Here is an 18,019-nt window from a genome sequence, read left to right as displayed (position 1 = left end):
CGAGTAATAAATAAAAGTTTGAAAGAGAGTAAAAAGATGATAATAATTACAAATAATCCAAAAGTAAAAGAAGAAGTTCAAGACAGAGAAGTTTTATTTAAAGATACAACTTATATTGGAATCTTAGAAACAAGTAGAGATTTGATACACGAAGGATATGAACTTTTATCTCATCCACTATATGGGAGTGTAAAACCAAATGAAACACCTTATAGAACAATTATACTAAAACAAGGAAATCGTTTGGATATAAACTCTTTAACCTTAATTGAAGAAGCAATCATCACTGCAAGTAAATTTCAGAATAATAAAAAGACTCCAGCATGGACAGAAAGCGTTCAAGATGACTTTAGAGTAATCGATTATGACATATTTTATAATACAATACAAAGAATGCAGTATGAATAAATGAATTTGTTAAAAAGTTGTTAAAATAGCCTAAATATTAAATCTGATTTAATATTAAATAAAAATTAAGAAATTTAATTGGGGAGGATAAGTCAAAATGGAAAATGTGTATGACTTAGTAATAATTGGTTCAGGACCAGCAGGGCTTGCAGCAGGTCTTTATGGAGCAAGAGCAAAGTTGAAAACTCTAATCCTAGAAAAAGATAAGACTGGTGGGCAAATTGTAATAACACATGAAATTGCAAATTATCCAGGGTCAGTTCCAAATGCAACAGGACCAAGTCTAATAGCTAGAATGGTTGAGCAATGTAAAGAGTTCGGGGCAGAAATGTTAAGAGACAACATTGTAGATACTGAACTAGATGGAGATATAAAAGTTTTAAAAGGACAAAAGGCAGAATATAGAGCAAAAGCAGTAATAATAGGAACAGGAGCAACACCAAGAAAAATTGGTTGTCCAGGAGAAAAAGAACTTACTGGTAAAGGGGTTTCATATTGTGCAACTTGTGATGCAGACTTCTTTGAAGACTTTGAAGTATTTGTTGTGGGTGGAGGAGACAGTGCATTAGAGGAAGCAATGTATTTAACTAAATTTGCTAGAAAAGTAACAATTGTACATAGAAGACAAGGATTTAGATGTGCTAAAAGTGTTGAAGAAAAAGCAAAGGCTAATCCAAAGATAGAGTTTTTACTAGATACAGTAATAGAAGAAATAAAAGGTGATGGAATATTAGAATCAGTTGTATTTAAAAACAAAGTTACTGGGGAAACTCATGAGTACTTTGCAGATGAAGAAGATGGAACAATGGGAGTATTTGTTTTCGTTGGATTAGATGCTCAAACTGATTTATTCAAAGGCAAAGTTGATATGGATGAAAAAGGTTATATAATAACTGATGAAGACATGAGAACTAATATACCAGGTGTATTTGCAGCAGGTGATTGTAGATCTAAGACTCTAAGACAGGTTGTAACTGCAACTAACGATGGAGCAATTGCATCTATAGTAGCTGAAAAATATATTGATGAAAAGTTTGAAAACTAAAAAGCTGTAAGGTAAAGTCAATGAATAATATTTAAAATATTAAAATAAAATAAAAATTTTAAGGGGGAACATGAAAATGTTAGATTTAGATAAAAGTACTTTTGATGAAGAAGTTTTAAATGCAGAAGGTTTTGTATTTGTTGATTTCTGGAGTGAAGGTTGTGAACCTTGTAAAGCTTTAATGCCAGATGTTCATAAATTAGCTGAAACTTATGGGGATAAAATAAAGTTCTGTAAAATGGATACAACAAAAGCTAGAAGATTAGCGATAAAACAAAAAGTATTAGGACTTCCAACTATGGCTATATACAAAGATGGAGAAAAAGTAGACGAAGTTACTAAGGATGATGCTACAATTACTAATATAGAAGACATGATTAAAAAATATCTTTAATATGTTGATATAATATTAACAAAAACAAAGAAAAAATCTATTTGAGTCTAGAAGTAAAATAAAAAGGTTTTTATGTCTAAGTTTGTTAAAAAAATAATTTTAGATAAAATATTTTTTTTACGATAAAGAATTTTTAGTAATAAAACAAATATCAAGACATAAAAACATAATATGGAAACATCTTTAAAAATAAGTTAGAAAATATTGATATAACTTTGAGAAAAACTCAAATGCATATATACAAAATTAAATAACAGGAGGTGCAAGTATGCGTCTTGAATTAGGGAAAATCTTTATAAAAGATATTCAATTTGGTGATGTAACAGAAGTGAAAGATGGAGTATTATTCATCAATAAGCAAGAGATGCTACAAGAAATTGGTGGAGATGAGCATATTAAGTCTATAGATATAGAATTAGCTCGTCCAGGTGAAAGCATAAGAATAACACCTGTAAAAGATGTTATTGAGCCAAGAGTAAAAGTTGAAGGTAATGGGGGAATATTCCCAGGTATCATATCAAAGGTTGACACTGTAGGAGAAGGAAAAACTCATGCTTTAAAAGGTGTAGCTGTTGTAACTACTGGAAAGATAGTAGGTTTCCAAGAAGGTATAGTAGATATGACTGGAGAAGGAGCTAAATATACTCCATTTTCTAAATTAAATAATGTAGTAGTAGTAGCTGAACCTATTGATGGTTTAAAACAATATGCTCATGAGAAAGCTGTTAGAATGATAGGATTCAAAGCAGCAATGTATTTAGGAGAAGCAGCAAGAAATCTTACTCCAGATGAAGTTTCAGTATATGAAACTAAACCTCTTCTTGAGTCAATAAAAGAGTATCCAGAACTTCCAAAAGTAGGATATGTTTACATGCTTCAAACTCAAGGATTATTACATGACACTTATGTATATGGTGTAGATGCAAAACAAATAGTGCCAACATTATTATATCCAACAGAATTAATGGACGGAGCAATTGTAAGTGGTAACTGTGTTTCTGCATGTGACAAAAACCCAAGTTATGTTCATATAAACAATGGAGTTGTTGAAGACTTATATGCAAGACATGGTAAAGATATAAATTTTGTAGGTGTAATTATAACTAATGAAAATGTTTACCTAGCAGATAAAGAAAGATCTTCAAACTGGACTTCTAAGCTATGTAAATACTTAGGATTAGATGCAGTTATAGTTTCACAAGAAGGTTTTGGAAATCCAGATACTGACCTTATAATGAACTGCAAAAAAATAGAAATGCAAGGTGTAAAAACAGTTATAGTTACAGATGAATATGCTGGACGTGATGGAGGTTCTCAATCACTTGCAGATGCAGATGTAAGAGCAGATGCTGTTGTAACAGGTGGAAATGCTAACCAAGTTGTAGTACTTCCTAAGTTAGATAAGGTAATTGGCCATTTAGAAGTAGTAGATGTAATAGCTGGTGGTTCTGATGGAAGTTTAAAAGCTGATGGAACTATTGAAGTTGAAATCCAAGCTATAACAGGTGCAACTAATGAAACAGGATTTGGTCATTTAACTGCTAAAGGATATTAAGATTTATTTCATTAAACGATTTAGTAATATTATGATTGAGTAATATCAATTAAAAAGATTGTAAATAAATCTATCAAAACATAATGAATGTTATAGATATATAAATAATTAGAAATATAATAAGGAGGATTATTATGAGTTTACTTAGTAATAAAAAGGTTCTTATAATAGGTGACCGTGATGGTATACCAGGACCTGCAATAGAAGAATGTGTAAAAACAGTAGAAGGAGCAGAGGTTGTTTTCTCATCTACAGAATGCTTTGTCTGAACAGCTGCTGGGGCTATGGACTTAGAAAATCAAAACAGAGTTAAAGAAGCTGCTGATAAATTCGGAGCTGAAAATGTTGTGATTTTACTAGGTGCTGCTGAAGCCGAAGCTGCAGGTCTTGCAGCCGAAACAGTAACTGCAGGGGATCCAACTTTCGCTGGACCACTTGCTGGAGTTGCCTTAGGATTAAGTGTTTACCATGTTGTAGAGGAACAAATGAAAGAATTATTTGATGACACTGTATATGAAGATCAAATAAGTATGATGGAAATGGTTTTAGAAGTTGAAGAAATAGCAGAAGAAATGTCTGGTATAAGAGAAGAATTTTGCAAATTTTAATGCCTAAAAGCAAAAGGGGTGAAACTAAGAGATGGGAAAACTAAGAGCAGTACATTATATTAATCAGTTCTTTGCTGGTATAGGTGGAGAAGAAAAAGCTGATACTAAGCCACATGTGGCAGAAACTTTACCTCCAATAAGTTTACAACTTGATAAATTATTAGGTGAAGATATTGAAATAGTTGGTACAGTAGTGTGCGGAGACAGTTATTTCAATGAAAATATAGATAGTGCAAGTGAAGAAGTTTTAGCAATGATAAAAGGTTTTGAACCACAACTTTTCATAGCTGGGCCTGCATTTAACGCTGGTAGATACGGAGTTGCTGCTGGAACAATAACTAAAGTTGTAAAAGAGGCTTTAAATATACCAGCTTTAACAGGTATGTACATTGAAAATCCAGGTGCAGATATGTTCAAAAAGGATGTTTATGTAGTAGAAACTTCTGATTCTGCAGCAGGTATGAGAAAAGCACTTCCTAAGATAGCTAAACTTGCAATAAAACTTGCTAAAGAAGAAGAAATTGGAACTCCTAAAGAAGAAGGATACATAGCTAGAGGAATAAGAGTTAACTACTTCCATGAAGACAGAGGTTCTAAGAGAGCTGTTGACATGTTAGTTAAGAAAATAAAAGGTGAGCCATTTGAAACTGAATATCCAATGCCAAACTTTGATAGAGTTGACCCAAGTAATCCTGTAAAAGACCTATCAAAATGCAAAATAGCTTTAGTTACTTCTGGTGGTATAGTTCCTAAAGGAAATCCAGATAGAATAGAATCTTCTTCAGCTTCTAAATATGGAACTTATTCTATAGCAGGAGTTATGGATTTAACAGAAGAAACTTATGAAACTGCACATGGTGGATATGACCCAGTATATGCAAACTTAGATGCAGATAGAGTATTACCTGTTGATGTTCTTAGAGAGTTAGAAAAAGAAGGTGTAATAGGAAAATTACATGAAACTTTCTATACAACTGTAGGTAATGGTACATCTGTTGCAAACTCTAAAAAATATGCTTCTGAAATTGGAGCAGCATTGGTAGCTGATGGTGTAGATGCAGTAATCTTAACTTCTACATGAGGTACTTGTACTCGTTGCGGTGCAACGATGGTAAAAGAAATAGAAAAAACTGGACTTCCAGTAGTTCATATGTGTACAGTAGTACCTATTTCGTTAACAGTAGGGGCTAACAGAATAGTTCCAACTATAGCAATACCTCATCCACTTGGAAATCCAGCACTTGACCCTACAGAAGAAAAAGCCCTAAGAAGAGGCCTTGTAGAAAAAGCATTAAACGCTTTAACTACAGAAGTAGATGGTCAAACAGTATTTGAAAAATAAAAATAACACACATATATATTATATAGATAAAAATATAAACACACACTAAAAATAAAAAATAACTATACACAAAAAAATAATATAGATTTCATGAATGGGTAAATGTGAGTTATTCATTCATGAAATCTTAAAAAATACCAAAATACATAAAAAAAGAATAAAATCAAATATACAATAAAATAAAAATATAATAATTGAAGTCTTTAATGAAATTAAAATTAGGTGTTCATAAAATTTATGGAGGTGCACAAAATGACTTATCCAGTTTTAAAAGGGGCAGGCTATGTACTTATTCATACTCCAGATATGATAGTGCAAAATGGAAGTACTTGTACAGTTGAAAGAGCAACAAATCCAGATTCAGAATTTTTACAAGAAGTAGGTAGTCATATAAGAAGTTACGAGGATGTAGTTAACTACATGCCAAATCAAGTTTACATAGGAAACAGAAGACCAGAAGAATTAAGAGATTTACCAATGCCATGGTGTGAACAAAAAGTTGAGGGAACTAGAAATGGTAAATTTGGTGAAATAATGCCTCAAGATGAGTTTATAGCTTTAATGCAAATAAGTGATGCATTTGACTTAGTAAAGTTGTCACAAGAATTTATTGATGAAGTAAAACCAAAAATCGAAAATAACTACCCTGAAATTGCACCATTTGTAGGGAAATTAAAGGGTGATGATATAGAAGAAGGTAAGGAATTAGTAGCAACACACATAGCAGAAGGATTATACCATGATGGAAAATTCGTTGGCTATGTAAAAAGAGCACATGATGTAGATGTTAACTTAAATGCTCATACAATGTTTGAAAATTTAGTAGTAAAAGCATCTGGAGTTTTATCTGCTATTCAAATGCTAAGACATAGCAAAATAGACCCTGCTGAAATAGATTATGTTATTGAGTGTTCAGAAGAAGCTTGTGGAGATATAAACCAAAGAGGTGGAGGAAACTTTGCTAAATCAATAGCTGAAATAGCTGGACTTCAAAACGCAACTGGTTCTGATACAAGAGGATTTTGTGCAGCACCAACACATGCATTAATTCAAGCTGCAGCTTTAGTAAAATCTGGAATACACAAAAATGTAATGGTAGTAGCAGGTGGAGCAAGCGCTAAACTTGGAATGAATGCTAAAGACCACGTTAAAAAAGGTCTTCCTGTACTTGAAGATGTTGTTGGAGGATTTGCAGTACTTGTATCTGAAAATGATGGTATAAACCCAGTTATAAGAACTGACTTAACAGGTAAGCATACAGTGGGAACTGGTTCTTCACCTCAAGCAGTTATGACAGCACTTATAACTTCAGGTCTTGATAGAGCTAATTTAAAAATAACAGATGTTGATGTATATTCAGTTGAAATGCAAAATCCAGATATAACTAAGCCAGCAGGAGCAGGAGATGTTCCAGAAGCAAACTACAAAATGATAGGTGCACTTGCTGTTAAACGTGGAGACTTAGAGAAGAAAGAATTAAAAGATTTTGTAGCTAATAAAGGATTACCAGGATGGGCACCAACTCAAGGACATATACCATCAGGAGCTCCTTATATAGGATTTTTAATAGATGATTTAACTACAGGAGATAGAAATAGAGCTATGATAGTTGGAAAAGGTAGTTTATTCTTAGGAAGAATGACTAATTTATTTGATGGAGTATCTTTTATAGCTGAAAGAAATACAGGTGTTACTGAAGAGACTTCAGGAATATCTAAAGATGAAATTAAGAAGATAATAGCTGAATCTATGAAAAAACTAGCATTAGATATGTTAGAAGAATAGGGGTGAGGATATGTCAAAAAAAGTAATCGCAGATGTATTCTTAGAAGTAGCTAATGCAATAGAAAGCGGCGAATTTGGCAAAAAAATAAGAATTGGTGTGACTACACTTGGAAGTGAACATGGTGTAGAGAACATGGTTAATGGTGCACACTTAGCAAAATCTAATTTATTTGATATAGTACTTATTGGACCAAAGGTGGAAACTGACCTTGAAGTAGTTGAAGTTAATGATGAAAAAGAAATGCATGGAAAAATGGAAGAATTATTAGACTCAGGATATATAGATGCTTGTGTTACTATGCATTATAATTTTCCAATAGGAGTATCTACAGTAGGTAGAGTAATAACTCCAGCAAAAGGAAAAGAAATGATACTTGCAACAACAACAGGAACAAGTGCTACTAATAGAATAGAAGCAATGGTAAGAAATGCTATTTATGGTATTGCTACAGCCAAATCAATGGGAAATAAATGCCCAAAAGTTGGAATACTTAATGTTGATGGAGCTAGACAAGTTGAAAAAAGTTTAAAAGAGTTAAAAGATAATGGATATGATATAGAATTTGCGGATTCAATTAGAGCAGATGGTGGATGTGTTATGAGAGGTAATGATTTACTTGTAGGTGCACCTGATGTTATGGTTACTGATACATTATCTGGAAATATATTTATGAAAGTATTTTCTTCATATACTACAGGTGGAGACTATGAAGCTCAAGGCTTTGGGTATGGCCCTGGAGTTGGAGAAGACTATGATAGAAGAGTACTTATAGTATCGAGAGCATCAGGTTCTCCAGTAGTAGCCAATGCATTAAAATATGCTTATGATGTTGTAAAGGGAGAAATAAATAATATTGCAAGAAGTGAATTTGCAAAAGTTAAAGGTGCAAAATTTGATGATATTATAGCTTCTCTTACTAAAAAAGAAGTTAAAACTGAAAAAGTAGAAGTTAAAATGCCAGATAAAGAGGTTGTTACTCGTCAAATAGCTGGTGTTGATATAATGGATTTAGAAGATGCAGTATCTGAACTATGGAAAAATGGAATCTATGCTGAAAGTGGTATGGGTTGTACAGGGCCAATAGTTCTTGTAAATGATGCTAAAGGTGATTTAGCTGTTGAAACTTTAATCAAGGCTGGATACACTGCAAAATAAATATAAATTATACATGTAAATGAAGAACATATAGTTATAGTCTTTTAGGCTATAACTATATGTTCTTTTTGTTACTCAACTTATATTATTTTTATTACCAAAGTAAGGATATAAAGATAATTAAATATTTATAAATTATAACTTATAAAACAGAAATATCATGAATTTGTATCATAATAATATTTCTGTTTTATTTGTCGTTACTTATGCTAAGTAAAAAATCAGTGGAAATATATAAATAATATTAATAATATATGAAAAATTTTTAGAAGTAAAGTATCTATAAGATAAAAAATAACATTATTAGTGGTATAATATAATTAAAATAAAAAATATTTTTTGGAGGCAAAATCATGAGTAAAGTAGAAAAAGTAGTAGAATTGTTAGAAGCTAAGGGACTTGATGCATTATACTTAACAAAAAAAACGAATGTAAATTACATAAGTGGCTTTCCTGATGAAGAAGCATATGCAGTTATTTGTAAAGATGGAAATTTTTTAGTTACTGATAGTAGATATATGGAGCTTGCGGAAAATGTTTGTAAAGGTTTTGAAATTGTAAACTGGCATAATTTTGATAGAAGTGTGGCAAAAGCTGTAAAAAGTGTATGTGATAAAGTAGGTATAAAAAAGCTTGGATTTGAAAGAACAAATATCGTATTTGATAAATATGAAGAACTTAAAAATCTAGTTGAACAAGATGGAGGAGAATTGATACCTACAGAAAATATTGTAGAGACTCTTAGATATGTAAAGGACGAAGAAGAAATTAAAAATACAAGGAAAGCTTGTGAAATAGCTGATAAAGCGTTAGAAGAATTGGTTCCACATATAAAAGCTGGAGTTACTGAAATAGAATTAGCTACAAAACTAGAATATTTTATGAAAATGAATGGAGCTCAAAATATAGGATTTGAAACTATATTGATATCAGGAGCAAAAACTTCATTACTTCATGGTAAACCAAGTGACAAGGTTATAGAAAAAGGTGACTTTGTACTTATAGATTATGGAGCTATGTACAATGGATATATTTCTGATACAACTAGAACTTTTATAGTGGGAGAAGCATCTGAAAAACAATTAGAGATTTATAATTTAGTTAGAGAAGCACAAGATGTTGGAGTTGAAAACATGAAGGCTGGTGTACATGCTACAATTCCAGATGCAGAAATAAGAAAAGTTGTTAAGAAATATGAAGATTACTATTATCAAGGGATAGGACATGGGGTTGGAAGAGATGTTCATGAAGAGCCTTTTATTGGTAATTATGGTGATAAAATAATAGAAGAAGGATGTATAATAACAATGGAACCAGGTATTTACTTCCCAGGATGGGGAGGAGTTAGAATAGAAGATACTGTTTTAATTACAAAAAATGGACCAGAAAGGTTAACTAAATTCCCTAAAGATTTGATGATTTTAGACAAATAATTTGATTTTTATATAATTTTTTACACAAAATAATATTGTAATCTCACCATTAAGCCCTCTCTACATATCTTAGTAAAGAGGGCTTAATTTTATTATGTGAGGTGATAATATCTATGAATAAAAAACATAAGTTTATGAAAAACATAAAAAAAGCCTGGTATAAAATTAAATTAATAGATAGATGTCTTATAATTGTCATGGCAATACTCATGTTTGAATCTATATACAATTTGTTTGTAAATGAAGTTAATTCACAAGATACTAGCACTATTGATGTAGTAGTAAGAACTACTTCAGCAGCGATATTTGGATACTTTTTAAGTGCTAATTTTATAAGTAGAGCTTCAAGAAAAGTTACAAATACGGATGCATATTCAAATATTTTTATAGATGATAATTCTTCTAATAAAGGTCAATTACCAAGTCAAAATAATATAATGAATGTGAAAAATACTATTGGATTTGAATTAGAAAGTGACAATTATCAAAATAATGATAAAAAAGTGACTGTTAATAATGGTGAAGAGATTGAAGAAGGAGAAACTAGTGAATTACAAATTGTTATAGCTACTGTGATTTGTGTAGTAGCATTAATAGTACTTTTTATTGTGAGAAATTTTACAACACCAGCAACCGCATCTCTAGGAACTATTTCCCAGATGAGAGATTTTGTATCTGGATGTGTGGGTTTTTTGTTAGGTTGTCCAAGTAAACCTAATTAAAAATATGAGTATTAAAATAGATAAAATTAATATTAAAGGTATCAGTATAATAATATTTAAGTTATGAGTGTATATCATTGTAATTCTTTTAAGATAATATATTTTATTGTTATACTGATACTCAAAAATACTTATAATATTTATCAAAATATGTATAATGCTGTATTTACATAATATGTAGAAATATTAATTTATATGAATAGAAGCCATATATTCAATAAAAAGTTTCATACTATGAGATATATATTGATGTTTTCTCCAAAGAACACCAATATTAGCAGTAATTGCACGTTCTAAAGGAATTGAACAGAGATTTTCGGTATTTTGAAATATTTCTTTATATAGTATCGTTGAAGCTAAATCATTTTCTAATAAATAACGAATAGTAGAAAGCTGATTTGAGTGTAAAATTATATTTGGTTTAACCTTCTCAAGTCTTTTTGTAATAATTTTGTAGTGATAAGAACCTTCAGATAGTATGACAAAAGGAATATTTTTCAACATATAGTTTGAAATAATGGACTGTTTTGCTAATTCATTTTTAGGATTTGTAACTAAATATAATTCTGTTTTATAGATTGTTTTTGAATCTATATCATCATAAATATCACTATCAATTATACCAATGCAAAAATCAAGTGTAGATTCTTCAATCATTTTGGCACCAACGAAGGTTGGAACTTCAAAAATTTTAAGCTCAATATCTGGATAAATTACATTAAATCTAGGTAGTATCTTTGAAAGTAAAAAAGTACCTAAAACTGTAGGAATTCCTATTTTAAGAGATGCTTTTCTTTTTTTTCCTAAATCTAGTGCATCACTTTGAAAATCTTCAAATTGTCTCGTGAAATTTTTTGCCTTATCTAAGAAGAGCTTCCCCTCAGGAGTTAAATCTATTTTATTACCTATTCTAAAAAAAAGTTCAAAACCGAGTTCTTTTTCCAATTCTTTAATAGCTAAGGTTATAGATGGTTGAGAAATATGAATACTTTCTGCTGCTTTAGTCATGTTTTTATATTTACAAACAGTCTGGAAATAATATAGATAATTTATGTTCATTGGTTAATAGTTCCTTTCATTTATGTAATTAGTGACAAGTATATAATTAACAACAATATAAGTTTTGTATATTATTGTAAAAAAATAGAATAGTTTTAAACTATCATATCATAAGTTTTTGATATTTTCAATCTATTAAGAATAGTGCTATTATTAAATTAACAAAAGATAACAGCTGACATAATTTAAGTAACAACTATTTGAAACGTAGTTATATCAATGAATATTAAAAATTTAACTATCTAAAAATAATTAGTATTTATGTGATTTAATTGTCAACTAAATTGTAACATAAAAAACTAACATTAGAGAGATGAAATTTTTTTAATCAGAAATGTTAATTTAATAACAAAATATAATTTTGCAAAGTTTGCAAAGAGGGGAGAGATATATTTTTTAATAATTATCGTTAATTTAATAACAAAAAATGAAAGGGAGTGGTTTGGTGAAGTTTGAGTTAATGGATTTTTTAATGAACCCTTTTGTCCTTATGTTTGCTGCTGTAATTACAGGAATATTATTTGGAAAAATTAAATTTGGGAAGTTTAATTTTGGAGTGTCAGGAGCATTATTTACAGGATTATTTATTGGATGGTTTGTGTATAGCTTAGGAAATTCAGTAATAGCAAAAGGAGAGACAACAGCAGGGTATAAGGCAGCAACTATCATGATGGGTAATGGAATTATTTCTTCTGATTTCTTTGATTTTTTTCTAATTATATTTGTTGCAGCAGTTGGTTTATTAGCTGCTAAGGATATGAAAGCCGTACTTAAGAAGTATGGGGCTAGATTTGTAGTTTTAGGAGTTCTTATAACTTTTATAGGAGGCTCTATGACTTATGCAATGACTTTGTTATCAAGTAATAAAGGAAGTAGTGCGTATGAGGTTTCTGGTGTTTATACAGGAGCATTAACAAGTTCACCTGGTCTAGCTGCTGCTTTAGAAACAGCTGGTAAACATGCAGAAGATGTATCAAAAGAGTTTGAGAAAGCATCAATAGAAGATAAAAAAGAAATATTAAAAGTAGTTGACCCAGAGGGAAAATTGGATGTAGCTACAACTACATCACTAACTCAAGAGCAAATAGATAAGTATATCGCATATGCTGAAGCAGGTGTTGGTATAGGGCATGCAGTTGCATATCCTTTTGGAGTATTAATAGTAATTTTAGGAGTAAATTTCCTTCCTAAAATATTTAGAATGGACCTCAGAGAAGAAAGAAGAAAATATGAAAAAGAAATGAAAGAAGCTAGAGATAGTGTTGGTGGTAAAACGATACCAGAAGTTCCATTTAATATAATAACATTTTTCTTAACATGTCTTGCTGGATATTTGGTTGGAGGAATACACGTGTTCATGGGGCCATTAGGATACTTTACATTAGGGGCAACTGGTGGTTCTCTAATTGTATCTCTAGTACTTGGATATGTGGGTAAGATAGGTGTAGTAAATTTCAGAATGGAAGAAAAAGTATTAAATATTCTAAAACAAATAGGGCTAGTATTTTTCTTAGCAATAGTTGGATTAAGATATGGTGGTAAAGTAGTTGATTCAATTATGACATCTGGTATGCATCTAGCTTTAGTAGCCATAGTAGTAGGAATTACAGCTATGATGATTGGATTTTTAGTTGGTAAGTATGTATTCAAACTAAATTGGATTTTACTATCAGGAGCTGTCTGTGGTGGTATGACATCAACACCAGGGCTTGGAGCTGCTGTTGATGCTCTTGATAGCGATGACCCAGCAGCAGGATATGGTGCTACATATCCATTTGCACTGTTAACTAAAGTTATATTGGTTATAGTTTTACACAAACTTCCAATGTAAATAAGACTTTATATGGGGGGATATTTATGAATAATGAAGGAGTATTTGAAGAATTAAGCGAAAGATTAAGAAATAAAAAATTATGTGATTTAATTATGAATGCAGATGAGGCTGCCAAAATTATAAATGATGGGATGGTTGTTGGACTTAGTGGATTTACACCTTCAGGTTACCCAAAAGCAGTACCATTAGCGGTTTCAGAAAGGGCTAAAAGTGGAGAGAAGATAAAATTGACTGTGTATTCAGGAGCATCTTTAGGTCCAGAAGTGGACGGAGCATGGGCAGAAGTAGGTATAATTGAAAGAAGACTTCCTTATCAGACTAATTCAATACTTAGAAACAGTATTAATAAAGGTGATGTCAATTATATAGATATGCATCTAAGTCATTCTACTCAATTTTTAAATTATGGGACTATACCTAAAATAGATGTAGCTATAGTAGAAGCACTTGCAATAACTAAAAATGGGGATATTATACCTACTAGTGGTATAGGAAATTCGCCATCCTTTATAAAAAGTGCAGATAAAGTGATAGTTGAAATAAATCTTGCAAAACCAATGGAAATGGAAGGAATGGCAGATATATATATCACAGAAAATCCTCCAAACAGGAAACCTATAGCAATAAATCATCCTAAAGATAGAATTGGAACAACATATATACCTTGTGGATTAGATAAGATTGCAGGTATAGTAATCACTAATATGCAGGATAAGACACGTCCATTGGGTATTGTAGATGAAGCTTCAAAAAAGATATCAAATAATATTATTGCTTTTCTGAAAGAAGAAGTAAAATCAGGTAGATTGTCAAAAAATTTACTTCCTCTTCAATCTGGTGTAGGAAGTGTAGCAAATGCAGTTTTATATGGACTATGTGAATCTGAGTTTGAAAATTTAACTTGTTATACAGAGGTTGTGCAGGATTCAATGTTGGATTTAATAAGAATGGGTAAAGTCACAATGGCATCAACTACATCCGTAAGTCCATCACCTGAAGGATTAATAAAATTTGAGAATGATATAGATTTCTTTAAAGATAAGATTATATTGAGACCTCAAGAAATTAGTAATAATCCAGAAATAGCTAGGAGAATTGGTGTAATTGCAATGAATACTGCAATTGAGGTTGATATTTACGGAAATGTAAACTCAACTCATATCATGGGGTCGAAGATGATGAATGGAATCGGTGGTTCTGGTGATTTTGCTAGAAATGGAGCAATAACTATATTTAGTACTGAATCAATTGCAAAAAACGGTGATATATCGTCAATAGTACCTATGGTATCTCATGTAGACCACACTGAACATGATGTAATGGTAATTGTAACAGAGCAAGGGTATGCTGATTTAAGAGGTCTTGCACCTAGAGAAAGAGCTGTTAAGATAATAGAAAATTGTGCTCATCCAGATTATAAAGAGCAACTTATGGATTACCTAAATAGAGCATGTCAAAATGGAGCAAAACAAACTCCTCATATATTAGATGAAGCTTTATCATGGCATAGTAAATTTATGAGTACAGGTACAATGAAGAAGTCAGAAACTTTTAAAAGTGCATTATAAAAATATTTAATAAATTGGAGGAATATTAAAAATGGAAAAAGCAGTAGAAAACTTTGAAGATTTAAGCAAAGAATATATTAATGGATACATTGAGAGAGCTAGAAAAGCTCAGAGAGAGTTTGAATGCTATACTCAAGAACAAGTGGATAAAATAGTGAAGATAGTTGGAAAGGTAGTATACTATAACGCTGAATATTTAGCTAAACTTGCAGTAGAAGAAACTGGAATGGGTGTATATGAAGATAAAGTAGCTAAAAATAAAAGCAAAGCGAAAGTTATATACAATAATTTAAAAGATAAGAAATCAGTTGGTATAATTGACATAGATAGAGAAACAGGAATAACAAAGGTTGCTAAACCAATTGGTGTTGTAGCAGCAATAACTCCTTGTACAAATCCAATAGTTACACCTATGAGTAATGCTATGTTTGCATTAAAGGGAAGAAATGCAATTATTATAACACCACATCATAAAGCAATTGGATGTAGTACTAAGACTGTTGATATGATTAATGAAGAATTAGAAAAAATCGGAGCACCAGAAAATCTAATACAAATACTTGACCAACAATCAAGAGAAAATACGAGAAATTTAATTTCATCAGCAGATGTAGTAATTGCTACTGGTGGAATGGGAATGGTAAGAGCTGCATATTCAAGTGGAAAGCCAGCTCTTGGTGTAGGAGCAGGAAATGTCCAATGTATCATAGACAGAGATGTAGATATTAAAGAAGCAGTACCTAAAATCATAGCTGGAAGAATATTTGATAATGGTATAATTTGCTCAGGTGAGCAATCAGTGATAGTAGCAGAAGAAATGTTTGATAAAGTAATGGATGAATTTGAAAGTAACAAAGGCTTTATAGTTAGAGATAAGGCACAAAAAGAAGCTTTTAGAAATGCCATGTTTGTCAATAAATCTATGAATAAAGATGCAGTAGGGCAATCAGTTCATGCAATTGCAAACATTGCAGGTGTTGAAATACCAAAAGATACAAAAATAATAGTGATAGAAGCAGATGGGCCAGGTGAAGAAGACATACTTGCAAAAGAAAAAATGTGTCCAGTTATATCTGCATATAAATATAAAGACTTTGAAGAAGGTGTAGCTATTGCAAAAGCAAATCTAAATGTAGAAGGAAAAGGACATAGTGTATCTATACATTCAAATACAATTAAGAATATAGAATATGCAGGAGAAAATATAGAAGTATCAAGATTTGTAATCAATCAATGTTGTGCTACAAGTGCTGGAGGAAGCTTCTTTAATGGTCTTGCACCTACAAACACTTTAGGTTGTGGTTCTTGGGGAAATAATAGTATTTCTGAAAATCTTGATTACAAACATTTAATTAATATTTCTAGAATTGCTTATTATATGCCAGAAAATGAAGTACCTACAGATGAAGAGCTTTGGGGATAAAATTCAAGTATAAAAAAGTATTCATTCTAAATTAAAATAGAAATATATTTTAATCTAAAATGAATCTAAACTAAAAATGAATTTAATTTAAAAAATTGAGAGATGAACAAAAGAAGGAAGTATTATAAATTAACATAAATAAAAATTATTATAAAAAAGAAGGAGTGGTTTTATTATGGCATTAATGACAGGAGCTCAATATATTGAAAGTTTGAGAAAATTAAATACTAAAGTTTATATGTTTGGTGAAGAGGTTAAAAATTGGGTTGACCATCCAATGATTAGACCATCTATAAATTGTGTAGCAGCTACTTATGATTTGGCACATGACCCAGAATATGCAGATTTAATGACAGTTACTTCAAATATTACAGGAGAAAAAATAAATAGATTTGGTCATCTTCATCAAAGTACTGATGATTTGATAAAAAAAGTTAAAATGCAAAGACTATGTGGTCAAAAAACAGCTTCTTGTTTCCAAAGATGTGTAGGTATGGATGCTTTTAATGCGGTATATTCAACAACATTTGAGTGTGATAAAGCACATGGAACTAATTATCATGATAATTTTGTAAAATACTTAACTTATATACAAGAAAACGATTTAGTAGTTGATGGAGCTATGACTGACCCTAAAGGAGATAGAGCATTATCACCTAGTGCTCAACCTGACCCAGATATGTTTCTTCATATAGTTGAAAGAAGAGAAGATGGAATAGTGGTAAGAGGAGCAAAAGCACATCAAACTGGCTCAATAAATTCACATGAACATCTTATAATGCCTACTATAAGTATGACTGAAGCAGATAAAGACTATGCTGTATCATTTGCAGTTCCTTCAGATGCTGAAGGTGTGCTTATGATTTATGGAAGACAATCTTGTGACACTAGAAAATTAGAAGAGGGAGCAGATGTTGATTTAGGGAATAAGGAGTTTGGAGGCCAAGAAGCTCTAGTAGTATTTGATAATGTATTCGTTCCAAATGATAGAATTTTCTTATGTGGAGAGTGGGATTTCTCTGGTATGTTGGTAGAAAGATTTGCTGGTTATCATAGACAAAGTTATGGTGGATGTAAAGTTGGAGTAGGTGATGTAATAATAGGAGCAGCAGCTTTAGCAGCTGATTACAATGGAGCAAATAAAGCTTCTCATATAAAAGATAAATTAATAGAAATGACTCACCTTAATGAAAGCTTATATTGTTGTGGTATAGCATGTTCATCAGAAGGACATAAGACAGAGGCTGGAAACTATCAAATAGATTTACTTCTTGCAAATGTATGTAAACAAAATGTAACTAGATTCCCTTATGAAATAGTAAGACTTGCAGAAGATATAGCTGGTGGGCTTATGGTTACTATGCCTTCAGAAAAAGACTTTAAATCAGATGTTAAAGTTGGAACAAGTGGAATGACAATAGGTGAAGTATGTAATAAATATTTTAAAGCTTCTTCAGTAGCTTCAACAGAAGAAAGAATGAGAATATTAAGATTCTTAGAAAATATATGTCTTGGTTCAGCTGCTGTTGGTTATAGAACTGAGTCAATGCATGGAGCAGGTTCACCACAAGCACAAAGAATAATGATTTCAAGACAAGGAAATATAAATCAGAAGAAAGAATTAGCTAAGACAATTGCAGGAATAAAAAAAGAGAAAGCTCTAAATTTATAAAAAGTTGATATATAA

Annotated in this window: 15 protein-coding genes; 14 read left to right on the top strand and 1 reads right to left on the bottom strand. The window is 31.1% G+C overall.

Annotated features, from left to right (window positions below; all coding sequences use genetic code 11):
• The first annotated feature begins 36 nt into the window (after positions 1 to 36).
• From KGF52_RS04450 to KGF52_RS04405, 10 genes are all read left to right on the top strand, one after another.
• The gene (locus tag KGF52_RS04450) at positions 37 to 408 is read left to right on the top strand and encodes a GrdX family protein (RefSeq protein ID WP_227829258.1); all 372 of its coding nucleotides are present in this window, start codon (positions 37 to 39) and stop codon (positions 406 to 408) included.
• A gap of 97 nt (positions 409 to 505) precedes the next feature.
• Positions 506 to 1,453 (top strand): thioredoxin-disulfide reductase, encoded by a 948-nt coding sequence (gene trxB / locus KGF52_RS04445; RefSeq protein ID WP_227432680.1) that lies wholly within the window; start codon positions 506 to 508, stop codon positions 1,451 to 1,453.
• A 76-nt stretch (positions 1,454 to 1,529) separates the two neighbouring features.
• Positions 1,530 to 1,847 carry a thioredoxin TrxA gene (gene trxA, locus KGF52_RS04440; RefSeq protein WP_227432681.1) on the top strand — a complete coding sequence of 106 codons (318 nt, stop codon included), beginning with the start codon at positions 1,530 to 1,532 and terminating at the stop codon, positions 1,845 to 1,847.
• A gap of 268 nt (positions 1,848 to 2,115) precedes the next feature.
• Positions 2,116 to 3,402, top strand: coding sequence for a glycine/sarcosine/betaine reductase component B subunit (locus KGF52_RS04435; protein WP_227829257.1), 1,287 nt, complete (start codon positions 2,116 to 2,118; stop codon positions 3,400 to 3,402).
• A 134-nt stretch (positions 3,403 to 3,536) separates the two neighbouring features.
• Entirely contained in the window at positions 3,537 to 4,010 is a 474-nt protein-coding gene (grdA, locus tag KGF52_RS04430) for a glycine/sarcosine/betaine reductase complex selenoprotein A (protein ID WP_227829256.1), read from the top strand.
• A 31-nt stretch (positions 4,011 to 4,041) separates the two neighbouring features.
• Positions 4,042 to 5,352: a glycine reductase complex selenoprotein B gene (grdB, locus tag KGF52_RS04425; protein WP_227839261.1), complete on the top strand. Its 1,311-nt coding sequence runs from the start codon at positions 4,042 to 4,044 to the stop codon at positions 5,350 to 5,352.
• Positions 5,353 to 5,604: 252 nt separating this feature from the next.
• Positions 5,605 to 7,137 (top strand): glycine/sarcosine/betaine reductase complex component C subunit beta, encoded by a 1,533-nt coding sequence (gene grdC / locus KGF52_RS04420; RefSeq protein WP_227839260.1) that lies wholly within the window; start codon positions 5,605 to 5,607, stop codon positions 7,135 to 7,137.
• Between the two features lie 10 nt (positions 7,138 to 7,147).
• Entirely contained in the window at positions 7,148 to 8,293 is a 1,146-nt protein-coding gene (gene grdD, locus KGF52_RS04415; protein WP_227829253.1) for a glycine/sarcosine/betaine reductase complex component C subunit alpha, read from the top strand.
• Positions 8,294 to 8,646: 353 nt separating this feature from the next.
• Positions 8,647 to 9,726 carry a M24 family metallopeptidase gene (locus tag KGF52_RS04410; RefSeq protein WP_227829252.1) on the top strand — a complete coding sequence of 360 codons (1,080 nt, stop codon included), beginning with the start codon at positions 8,647 to 8,649 and terminating at the stop codon, positions 9,724 to 9,726.
• 113 nt (positions 9,727 to 9,839) lie between these two features.
• Positions 9,840 to 10,448, top strand: coding sequence for a hypothetical protein (locus KGF52_RS04405; protein ID WP_227829251.1), 609 nt, complete (start codon positions 9,840 to 9,842; stop codon positions 10,446 to 10,448).
• A 186-nt stretch (positions 10,449 to 10,634) separates the two neighbouring features.
• Here KGF52_RS04405 and KGF52_RS04400 read toward each other — a convergent pair whose 3' ends face one another.
• Positions 10,635 to 11,507 (bottom strand): LysR family transcriptional regulator, encoded by an 873-nt coding sequence (locus tag KGF52_RS04400; protein ID WP_227829250.1) that lies wholly within the window; start codon positions 11,505 to 11,507, stop codon positions 10,635 to 10,637.
• Positions 11,508 to 11,934: 427 nt separating this feature from the next.
• Here KGF52_RS04400 and KGF52_RS04395 point away from each other — a divergent pair, with 427 nt between their 5' ends.
• From KGF52_RS04395 to abfD, 4 genes are all read left to right on the top strand, one after another.
• Positions 11,935 to 13,338: a hypothetical protein gene (locus tag KGF52_RS04395; protein ID WP_227829249.1), complete on the top strand. Its 1,404-nt coding sequence runs from the start codon at positions 11,935 to 11,937 to the stop codon at positions 13,336 to 13,338.
• Between the two features lie 26 nt (positions 13,339 to 13,364).
• Positions 13,365 to 14,909, top strand: a complete 1,545-nt coding sequence (locus KGF52_RS04390; RefSeq protein ID WP_227839259.1) for an acetyl-CoA hydrolase/transferase family protein — start codon at positions 13,365 to 13,367, stop codon at positions 14,907 to 14,909.
• Positions 14,910 to 14,940: 31 nt separating this feature from the next.
• Positions 14,941 to 16,332, top strand: coding sequence for an aldehyde dehydrogenase family protein (locus KGF52_RS04385; RefSeq protein ID WP_227829247.1), 1,392 nt, complete (start codon positions 14,941 to 14,943; stop codon positions 16,330 to 16,332).
• 175 nt (positions 16,333 to 16,507) lie between these two features.
• Positions 16,508 to 18,004: a 4-hydroxyphenylacetate 3-hydroxylase family protein gene (gene abfD, locus KGF52_RS04380; protein WP_227839258.1), complete on the top strand. Its 1,497-nt coding sequence runs from the start codon at positions 16,508 to 16,510 to the stop codon at positions 18,002 to 18,004.
• Positions 18,005 to 18,019 lie beyond the last annotated feature (15 nt).

The sequence above is a fragment of the Clostridioides sp. ZZV15-6597 genome (assembly GCF_020657815.1).
Taxonomy (GTDB): domain Bacteria; phylum Bacillota; class Clostridia; order Peptostreptococcales; family Peptostreptococcaceae; genus Clostridioides.
This window is presented reverse-complemented; position numbering and strand designations above follow the sequence as displayed.